Genomic DNA, 9926 nt, shown 5'->3' on the forward strand with positions numbered 1-9926 from the left:
CCGCCCCCAGCACCATCGCCCCGGGCACCTCAATACGAGTGAGAACAGCCCGCGCAACGTCACCGCACCACCTCGTACAACACCTGCCCCCCAGGCCCCCGCCCCACCTCCCGCAACCCCACCCCAGACCGATCCGCCCCCGTAGTCATCACCCACCGCACCCCGTACTCCCGCAGAATCGCCCCCCGCTCCCCCTCCGACACCCCACCCCCGAAATACCTCCGCACCGCCTCCTCCCGCCGCCCCTCATCCGGCAGGAAGAAGTCGGGATACCCAGGCGCCACGGTGTACGCCCCGTACGCCGGGATCTGCGCACTCGGCCGCCCCTCCCGAGCCATCACCACATCCCCGTACTCCACCCACCGCGTCATCCACTGGTACCCCACCCACGGCTCCCGGTACTTCTCCGCGACAGCCGCCGGCAGCTCCCCCGGCTTCACCACGTACCCCACCGTCCCCACCTGCGTCCACGCCCCCACAGCCAGCGCCACCCCCAGCACACACGCCCACCCCACCCGCACGGCGCGCCGCCCGGCCTCCCCCACCTCCACCGCGGCCGCGACCTGCGCCGGAATCAACACCGCCGGCAACGCCCTCCCCCACGCGTACTGCCCGCTCACCCCACCCACCGCCACCACGACGAACCCCAGCACGAAGAACAGCACCAGCGGATCCCACCGATCCCGCCACCACCGCACCCCCAGGGCCACCACCCCGAGCAGCACCAGCCAGTACCGCCCGACCAGGTCCTCGTACAGAGGCCGATGCACCGACTCCAGCCCGCCCCACGCCCCGACCAGCGCGAAGAAGTCGTAGTACGGCCACACCAGCAGCACCACGAGCCCCAGCACCACCCCACACGCCAGCCGCCCCCACACCGCCCGCCCCGGCCGCGCGGCGACCACCGTCGCGACCGCCCCCAGCGAGGCCACCACCCCCGAGAACTGATGGCACAGCAGGATCACCGCCCACAGCACCCCCAGCCCGAGCCACACCCCCCACCCCCCGTCCTCCCGCACGGCCCGCCCCAGCCAGGCCCAGAGGTGAAACGCCAGCCCCAGCGCGAAGGCACTCGGATACGACACCGTCAGCGCGAGCGAGTTGAGACCGTAGAAGCCGCTCCAGTTGAAGAGCACCGTGCCCCACAGGAACAGCAGGCTCAGCACGGCCAGGGCGGGCGCGGCACGACGGGCGCTCAGCGTCCGCACATACCGCCACACCCCTGTCACCAGCAGCCCGAGCCCGACCAGCGCCCCGATCCGCAGCACCCAGAAGACCGACAGATCGCCCACCCGTGCGACGCAGCCGAGCACCAGCATCCAGGGCGAGTAGTACGGACTCGGCGTGTCCGCGTCGACGAGCGGATTGCCGGGGTCGAGGAGGTTGTGCCGCAGGCGCTGGACGGTCGCCGCGTGCACACCGAGATCCCCGGCCCAGGGCAGCCGGACGATCACGAGGAGCAGCAGCCCGACGACCACCGCGGCGGCGGCCTGCGCGGCGAGGGCCGGTCTAAGCGCGGCGCGCATCGTGCGGGAACACCCAGGTGCGGTAGACGAGGAAGCGGAAGGCGGAGGCCAGAACGATGGAGGCCGCCTTGACCGCGTTCGACTCGAGGGGACCGGCCAGGCCGAGGCCGTGGTATCCGGCGTAGAACAGCCCGCTCTCCAGGGCGACGCCGATTCCGCTGAAGCCGAAGAACAGCGCGATCTGGCGCCGCGTACGGGACGCCCTGTCGCGGTACGTGACGTACCGGAATCCGAGGTAGTTGCCGCCCATGGCGATCAGGCTGGCCAGCACGGTCGCGACCATGGCGGCCCAGTGCAGCCCGTGCAGGAGCACGTTGAACACCAGGAAGTTCACCGCGACACCGCTCCCGCCGACCAGCGCGAAGTTCAGCACTTCGAGAACGAGGCGTCTGACCGGCAGGGCGGGAGCGGCCATTCGCTCCGCGGAGAGGTTCACCGTCACGGCACAAGCCTTAGCCGGAAACGGTAAGTCCTCCACTTGAACCGCCCTAAGGCTCGCCAAGAAGAAGGCGCCCCGAGCCGACAGCGGCCCGGGGCGCCCAAGAGGCCCTACGCCCTACGAATGCGTCCGCAGCAGCGTCCTCATCGTGCGCATCGCCACCGACAGGTTGGCGAGGTCGAACGCGTCGGAGCCCTGGATCTCCTCCAGCGTGGTGCGGGCCCGGCCGAGGATCGCCGCGTTCTTCTGCTCCCACGCCTTGTAGCGCTGCTCGGGCGTCGAGGTGCCGTTGCCCACTGCCAGGACGTCGGCGGTCAGCGCCGCGTGCGCCGCGTACAGGTCCTCGCGGATCGCCGCGCGGGCCATGGACTGCCAGCGGTCGGCACGGGGCAGCTCGGAGATGCGGTCCATGAGCTGGGTGATGCGCAGCCGGTCGGCGAGGTCGTAGTAGACCTCGGCGACGTCCAGCGGCTCCCGGTCCATGCGGTCCGCGACCGAGACGATGTCGATCGTCGGGAAGGCCGAGGAGAAACCGGCCACCCGGGTGGCGAGTTCGTCCGGGACGCCGACGCCCGTCAGCTCGTCGAAGATCTTCTGGTACCACTCCAGGTCGGCGCCGCGCAGCAGATTCGGCAGCTGCCCCCAGACCTGCTCGACCCGGTCGGCGAAGAAGTCGACCGTCTCGGCGAGGTCCAGCGGCTGCGGCCGGTTGTTGAGCAGCCAGCGCGTGCCCCGCTCCACCAGACGGCGCGAGTGCAGGCGGATGCGGGTCTGGACGTCGGCCTCGACCCTGTTGTCGAGCGCCTCGACCCCGTCCCACACCGGGGACTGGCGGAAGATCGCCCGGGCCGCGGTCTGCGCCCGCACGATCTCCTCCAGCGACGCCCCGGTCTCCTCCCGCAGACGGTGCAGATACGTCGTACCGCCCGTGTTGACCGTGTCGTTGACCAGGACGGTCGTGGTGATCTCGCGGCGCAGCGGGTGGCTGACGAGGTGCTCCGGGAACTGCTCGCGCAGCTCGGTCGGGAAGTACGCGTGCAGCAGGGTGCTCAGGTACGGGTCGTCCGGCAGCGAGGTGTGCAGCAGCTCCTCGGCGACCGTGATCTTCGTGTACGCCATGAGTACGGCCGTCTCCGGACCGGTCAGGCCCTGCCCCTGGGCGAGCCGCTCGCGGATCTGCCGGTCGGCGGGCAGGAACTCCAGCGCCCGGTTGAGGTGGCCCTCCCTGACCAGGTGCTTCATGAAGCGCTGCTGGGCGTGGAGCATGGAGCCGGACTGGGCGAGGGCGTTGGCGATCGCCGTGTTCTGCGCGTAGTTGTTGCGCAGCACCAGGCGGCCGACCTCGTCGGTCATCTCGGCGAGCAGCTTGTTGCGCTGCTTGACGGTCATGTCGCCGTCCGCGACCAGGCCGTTGAGCAGGATCTTGATGTTCACCTCGTGGTCGGAGGTGTCCACGCCCGCGCTGTTGTCGATGGCGTCGGTGTTGATCCGGCCGCCGTGCAGCGCGAACTCGATCCGGCCGAGCTGGGTCAGGCCCAGGTTGCCGCCCTCGCCGACGACCTTGACGCGCAGGTCCTTGCCGTCGACGCGGATGGCGTCGTTGGCCTTGTCACCGACGTCCGCGTTCGACTCGGCCGAGGACTTGACGTACGTGCCGATGCCGCCGTTCCACAGCAGGTCCACCCGCGCCTGGAAGATCGCCTTCATCAGGTCGGCCGGGGTCAGCTTGGTGACCTTGGCCTCGATGCCGAGGGCCTCGCGGATGTGCGCGTTGACCGGGATCGCCTTGGCCGTACGCGGGAAGATGCCGCCGCCGGCCGACAGCAGCTCCTTGTTGTAGTCCTCCCAGCTCGAGCGGGGCAGCTCGAACAGACGGCGGCGCTCTGCGTAGGAGGTGGCGGCGTCCGGGTTCGGGTCGATGAAGATGTGCCGGTGGTCGAAGGCGGCCACCAGCCGGATGTGCTCGGAGAGCAGCATGCCGTTGCCGAACACGTCACCGGACATGTCGCCGATGCCGACGACCGTGAAGTCCTCGGTCTGGGTGTCCACGCCCAGCTCCCGGAAGTGCCGCTTGACGGACTCCCAGGCGCCGCGGGCGGTGATGCCCATGCCCTTGTGGTCGTAGCCGGCGGAGCCGCCGGAGGCGAAGGCGTCGCCGAGCCAGAAGTTGTAGTTCTCGGCGACCCCGTTGGCGATGTCGGAGAAGGTCGCCGTGCCCTTGTCGGCGGCGACGACGAGGTAGGTGTCCTCCTCGTCGTGCCGGACGACGTCCGCCGGGGGCACGGTCTCGCCGGCCACCATGTTGTCGGTGATGTCGAGCAGCGCGGAGATGAACGTCTTGTAGCTCGCGACGCCCTCGGCCAGCCACGCGTCCCGGTCGACGCTCGGGTCGGGAAGCTGCTTGGCGACGAAGCCGCCCTTGGCGCCGACGGGCACGATGACGGTGTTCTTCACCATCTGCGCCTTGACCAGGCCGAGGATCTCGGTGCGGAAGTCCTCACGCCGGTCGGACCAGCGCAGACCACCGCGCGCGACCTTGCCGAACCTGAGGTGCACGCCCTCGACCCGCGGCGAGTACACCCAGATCTCGAACGCCGGACGCGGCGCCGGGAGGTCGGGGATGGCCTGCGGGTCGAACTTCATGGAGACGTAGTCGTGCGGCTTGCCGCCCGCCGCCTCCTGGAAGAAGTTCGTCCGCAGCGTCGCCTTGATGACCGTGAGGAACGACCTGAGGATCCGGTCCTCGTCGAGCGAGGCCACCTGGTCGAGGGCCGCGTCGACCTCCTCCAGCAGCGCGTCCACGATCTCGTGCCCCGCGCGCTGCCGGTCCGGCGACATCCGCGCCTCGAACAGGGAGACGAGCAGCCGGGTGGTGTGGACGTTGTTGCGGAGGGTGTCCTCCATGTAGTCCTGGCTGAACGTCGAAGCCGCCTGGCGCAGGTACTTCGCGTACGCCCGCAGCACCATCGCCTGGCGCCAGGTGAGGCCGGCGCTCAGCACGAGGGAGTTGAAGCCGTCGTTCTCCGCCTTGCCGGTCCAGGTGGCGGCGAAGGCGTCCTGGAAGCGCTCGCGGGCGTCGTCGCCGAGGTAGTCCCCGCTGCCGTTCTGCGAGCGCGGCACGCGCATGCCGAAGTCGTAGATCCAGGCCACGCTGCGGTCCGGGCAGCGCAGGTCGTACGGCCGCTCGTCCACGACCTCGACGCCCAGCCGGTTGAGGACCGGCAGCACGGCCGAGAGGGAGATGGCGTCGCCCGTGCGGTAGATCTTGAAGCGGCGCTCATCGGGGGCGGCGCCCACCGGCTCGTACAGGCTGAGCGCGAAGTCCTTGCCCTCCTCGGCGTTCAGCGCTTCGAGGTGGACGAGGTCGGCGACCGCGGCGCGCGGGTTGTGGTCAGCCTTGTAGCCCTCGGGGAAGGCGTGCGCGTACCGGCGCATCAGTTCGGCCGCGCGCTCCTCGCCGAGCTCGGCGTTGAGCGCCTCGGCGAAGGCGTCCTCCCAGGAGCGGGCGGCCTCCACCAGCCGGGCCTCGATGCGGTCCTTGTCGGAGTCGGACAGCTCCGGCAGCTCGGTGCCCTGCGGGACCCGGACCACGAAGTGCAGCCGGGAGAGGATCGACTCGGTGTTCCAGGCGGTGAAGTCGACGCTGATGCCGCCCAGTTCCTCCTTCAGGATCTCGATGATCCTGAGGCGCACGGCCGTGGTGTAGCGGTCGCGTGGGAGGTAGACGAGGGCGGAGTAGTAGCGCCCGTACTCGTCCTGGCGCAGGTAGAGCCTCAGCCGCCTGCGCTCCTGGAGGTAGAGGACGGAGGTGACGATGGACCGCAGCTCGTCGACGGGGGTCTGGAAGAGCTCGTCGCGCGGGTACGTCTCCAGGATCTGGAGCAGGTCGCGTCCGTCGTGGCTGTTGGGCGAGAACCCGGCGCGCTCCAGGACGTCCTCGACCTTGCGCCGGATCACGGGGACGCGGCGCACGGACTCGGTGTAGGCGGCGGAGGAGAACAGCCCGAGGAAGCGCCGCTCGCCGACGACATTGCCGTCGGCGTCGAACTTCTTCACCCCGATGTAGTCCAGGTACGAAGGCCGGTGCACGGTCGCCCGGCTGTTCGCCTTGGTCAGGACGAGCAGCTTGTGCTCGCGCGCCTTGGCCCGGGCGTCGGCGGGCAGCCGCTCGAACGACGGGCTGACCGGGTGGCTCTCCTCGGCGGCGTGGTGCGGGTCCGCGCGCAGTATGCCGAGCCCGGTGCCGGGGACGGCGGCCAGGGAGTCGTCGTCGCGCAGCTGGTACTCGCGGTAGCCGAGGAACGTGAAGTGGTCGTCGGCCAGCCAGCGCAGCAGCTCGCGGGCCTCCTCGACCTGCGGTCCGGGCAGATCGCCGGGGATGGACTCGTCCGGCAGCCCCTCCGCCAGCCGGATCGCCGCCTCCCGCATCTTGTTCCAGTCCTCGACGGCCTCACGGGCGTCGGACAGCACGCGCAGCAGGTCGGCGGCGATCTGCTTCAGATCGGCCCGGTCCGTCTCGCGGTCGGTCTCCACGTGGATCCAGGACTCCACGTGCGCGTCGTGCGGGAGGTCGCCGGCGCCGGTCGCGGGCGTGGGCAGCACCTCGATGAGCTTGCCGGTCACATCGCGCCGCACCACGAACTGCGGGTGGATGACGACGTGGATCCCGCGCCCCTGCCGCGTCAGCTCATTGGTGACGGAGTCGACGAGGAAGGGCATGTCGTCGGTGACGACCTCGACGACGGAGTGGCTGCACGTCCACCCGTTCTCCTCCACGGTGGGAGTGTGGACCCGCACGTTGGCCGTGCCCTGGGGGCGGTTCTCGGCCAGCCGGTAGTGGGATACGGCGGCTCCGAAGACATCGACCGGGTCGCGGTCGGCGAGGTCCTCCGGGGCCGTGTGCAGGTAGTAACGCTGGAGGAACGAGATCAGGGACTCGCGGTCCGGGGCTTCCTGGGCGTCTGGGGTCTCCTCGCCCGTCGACCCGGTCGGTAGGTGCCCCCCGACCGGGCTGTTCTCAGCAACCCGGGCGGCCCTCTCGAGCAACTCGGCCTTGGCTTCGTCCAGCTTGGTCTGCATTGTCCTCTGGCTCCTGTCGCGCGCCGTTGCGTGACGTAGAAGGAAGTACGGTCTCTGCGCTGACCACGTCACGCCGTGACACGGGGTATCCGGTCTGTTCCGACGCTATGCCGCCAGGCGAGAGGAGCGGGGGTGTCTGAGCCAATTTTGAGCTGCCCCACGGGTGTGACGCTGCTCTCTGCGATGCCTCGGGCCCGGTGGTGCTCGGCGTCCCGGGAGTCATCGATGCCCCGTACCGCCCGCGAAGACCAGCGACCGCCGCCCGGTCACGGATGTGGTCCGTGCTCTCCGGGCGCAGGGCAGGGACGACGACGTCCCCGCGAACTATCGCGCTGATCACGCCACCAAGGCTATCGCTCCTTACAGGGGCCCCGTCATGAGCCGTATGTGTACAAAACCAGGCCTGGAAGTTTGACGTTCTGCACAGTGCGGTCTCCTTGACTGCGCACTTTTGCGGCCGACGGCTTCCAGTCAGGCCGCGAGCCGCTCGGCCTCCGCGACGGCATCCTCCAGCGTGTCCACCACGGGCACGCCAACCTGCTCAAGACTCACCCGGCTGTGCGACCCGCCGGTATACAGCACAGCCCGAGCGCCCACATGCAGCGCGGCCACCGCGTCATCCGCCGCGTCCCCGATCACCACGGTCCGCCCCGGCTCCACCCCCGTCAGTGACGCGAGATGCCGCACCATGTGCTCGGCCTTGCTGCCCCCCGAGGGCCCGGTCCGCCCGTCCACCCGTATGAAGTGCGGCTCGATCCCGAACCCCCGCACCAACGGCACAAGCTCCTCGTGCACATACATGCTCAGAATCGACTGGCTGCGCCCCGCCGACCGCCACCCCGACAGCAGCTCCACGGCCCCCACCGTCAGCCCGCACGTCCCCCGGTGCTCGGCGTAGTACCGGTGGAAGATGTCATCCATGGCCTCCCACTCGGCCTCGGTCGGCAGCCGCCCCATCAGCCGCTCGTAGAACTTCGGCACCGGCACGCAGTACAGCTCCCGGTACTTCTCCAGCGTCAGCGACTCCAGCCCCAGCTCGGCGAACGCCGCGTTCGTCGCCCCGATGATCGCGTCGATGTCATGGAACAGCGTCCCGTTCCAGTCCCAGACAATGTGCGCGCCCGTCTTCATCCCCATGCCCAAAAACGTACCCGGCCCCACTGACAATCAAGAGAACAGCGCCCCAACGCGCCCCCGGCGCCCGGGCCGCTCAGTCCCCCTGCCCCACCAGGTTCGGGATCTCCTGCGTGGCGAACCACAGCAGCTCGTGATCCTCCGCGCCGTCCACGACGAACTGCGCGTCGTCGTCCCCGGCATCCGCCGCCCCCAGCGCCGCGGCAGCCGCCGTCACATCCGCCTCCGCGTCATCCGCGTCGACATGCACCGCCGCCGCCCTGGCCAGCGCCACGGCACCCGAGACCCGTACCTCTCCCAGCCCAGCCTGATCGAGCCCCCGGTCGGGATCGGCGCTCGCGGCCCGGTCGGGCACGTCCACGGCCACCACGACCCGGCGCCGCGGCACCCCCGGCTCGATCGCCAGCAGCCGCAAGGAGGCCAGCGCGGCCCGGTTCAGCGCCGCGTACTCCAGTTCCTCGATGTCGTCGGAGACGTACCACTCCCGCAGCGCGGGCGTCACGGCGTACGCCACGAACGGCCCGGCTCCCAGCTCACCCGTTTTGTACGCCTCGGCGAGGCCGGGGAGGGTCAGGGGCACGTAGACACGCATGGCTGGCCGCTTTCGTGGTCGGTTCATGGTCGGAGGGCTCAGGAGCCCAGGAGGGCCCCGGAGGGCCTCCAGGATACGTGCGGGGGTCCCCTATCGAGTTCCGGCCCGTGACGCCGGACGCGTCCACCCCGGGCCCGGAATTCACCCGGCACACCCCGGCACCGACGGGCTCCTCAGCCCTCGGATCACCCGGATAGGTGAACCTTCCGGCGCCCGCGGCCCGAGGCCCGCTCCCTTGCTCCTGCCCCCGTCCACCCCGTACAAGATCACCAACCCGAAGTTACTCACCGGTATCCACCGGCCCACGAAACGGGGACCCCCATGAACAAGGTCATGACCAGGGCACAGCACCGCCCGGCGAGCCGCCCCCCGGCCCGCCGCGACACCCGCCGCCCCGGCGGCACCACCTCACGCACCCCTGGAGGCACCACCTCACGCACCCCTGGCGGCACCGCGTCACGCACCCCTGGAGGCACCACCACACGCACCCCCGGCGCCGCAGCCCCTCCGCGCACCCCCGGCGGAGGCCCCGCCCGCACCACGGCCGCCGGAGACCGTCCCCCGGCCGCCGGCCGCGCCGAGACCTCTCGCACCCGCCCGGCGGACACCCGCCCACCGACCCCCTCCGGCGCTCGCACAGCGCCCCTCTCCGGCACCCGCACAGCGGCACGACCGACGCCCGGCACCCCCGCGGACACCACGCCCCGCGTCCCGGCCCAAAGCCCCCGCCGACCGATCCCGCAGCCGCTCCTGCCCACCGACCTCTTCGCCGACCTCCTGCTCGCCGTCCTCAGCGGCCGCCGCCCCGTCCACTCGATGCTCCGCCACACCCGGGGCCGCGCCTACGACGAACTGGCCTGGCTCGCCGAACGCGGCCCCCTGCGCACCCGCGGCGCCCGCCCCGTCGTCCGGGACATCGGCTGGTACGAACCCCGCGCCGGCGCCATCGAGGCCTTCGCCCGCATCGGCGCCGGCGACCGGCTCCGCGCCATGGCCTTCCGCCTGGAGCTCGGCCAGGACCTCCGCTGGCGCTGCACGGCGGTAGAACTGGGCGGCCCCCGCCCGCCCCACGCGGAGGCCGACTGAGGGACGCGCCGGCCTCGGACGCGGAGGCCGGGCCGAGCCACCCCAAGCCGAAGGGCCGGACACCCTCGGG

At 71.0% G+C, this 9926-nt stretch carries 6 protein-coding genes; 1 reads left to right on the forward strand and 5 read right to left on the reverse strand.

Features of this window, described 5'->3' with window-relative positions; genetic code table 11:
* Positions 1–59: 59 nt before the first annotated feature.
* From ACFTZL_RS10120 to ACFTZL_RS10140, 5 genes are all read right to left on the reverse strand, one after another.
* Positions 60–1526: a hypothetical protein gene (locus ACFTZL_RS10120; RefSeq protein ID WP_382580072.1), complete on the reverse strand. Its 1467-nt coding sequence runs from the start codon at positions 1524–1526 to the stop codon at positions 60–62.
* Positions 1510–1968, reverse strand: coding sequence for a GtrA family protein (locus ACFTZL_RS10125; protein ID WP_382580073.1), 459 nt, complete (start codon positions 1966–1968; stop codon positions 1510–1512). Before ACFTZL_RS10125 ends, ACFTZL_RS10120 begins: the two co-directional genes overlap by 17 nt.
* A 114-nt stretch (positions 1969–2082) precedes the next feature.
* Positions 2083–7044 carry an NAD-glutamate dehydrogenase gene (locus tag ACFTZL_RS10130; protein ID WP_382580074.1) on the reverse strand — a complete coding sequence of 1654 codons (4962 nt, stop codon included), beginning with the start codon at positions 7042–7044 and terminating at the stop codon, positions 2083–2085.
* Between the two features lie 471 nt (positions 7045–7515).
* On the reverse strand, positions 7516–8181 hold the full coding sequence (locus tag ACFTZL_RS10135; RefSeq protein WP_382580075.1) for an HAD family hydrolase: 666 nt from the start codon (positions 8179–8181) through the stop codon (positions 7516–7518).
* 73 nt (positions 8182–8254) lie between these two features.
* Positions 8255–8770, reverse strand: coding sequence for a DUF6912 family protein (locus ACFTZL_RS10140; protein WP_382580076.1), 516 nt, complete (start codon positions 8768–8770; stop codon positions 8255–8257).
* A gap of 321 nt (positions 8771–9091) precedes the next feature.
* On the opposite strand from ACFTZL_RS10140, the gene ACFTZL_RS10145 reads away from it, so the two are divergent.
* Positions 9092–9856, forward strand: coding sequence for an Rv3235 family protein (locus ACFTZL_RS10145; RefSeq protein WP_382580077.1), 765 nt, complete (start codon positions 9092–9094; stop codon positions 9854–9856).
* The last annotated feature ends 70 nt before the right edge of the window (positions 9857–9926 follow it).

The sequence above is a fragment of the Streptomyces sp. NPDC056948 genome, assembly GCF_042674225.1.
Classification (GTDB): domain Bacteria; phylum Actinomycetota; class Actinomycetes; order Streptomycetales; family Streptomycetaceae; genus Streptomyces; species Streptomyces purpurascens.

Coding starts and splice junctions, on each gene's coding strand:
- ACFTZL_RS10130 (WP_382580074.1), bottom strand. CDS start 7,044: ATGCAGACCAAGCTGGACGAAGCCAAGGCCGAGTTGCTCGAGAGGGCC.
- ACFTZL_RS10140 (WP_382580076.1), bottom strand. CDS start 8,770: ATGCGTGTCTACGTGCCCCTGACCCTCCCCGGCCTCGCCGAGGCGTAC.
- ACFTZL_RS10120 (WP_382580072.1), bottom strand. CDS start 1,526: ATGCGCGCCGCGCTTAGACCGGCCCTCGCCGCGCAGGCCGCCGCCGCG.
- ACFTZL_RS10135 (WP_382580075.1), bottom strand. CDS start 8,181: ATGGGGATGAAGACGGGCGCGCACATTGTCTGGGACTGGAACGGGACG.
- ACFTZL_RS10145 (WP_382580077.1), top strand. CDS start 9,092: ATGAACAAGGTCATGACCAGGGCACAGCACCGCCCGGCGAGCCGCCCC.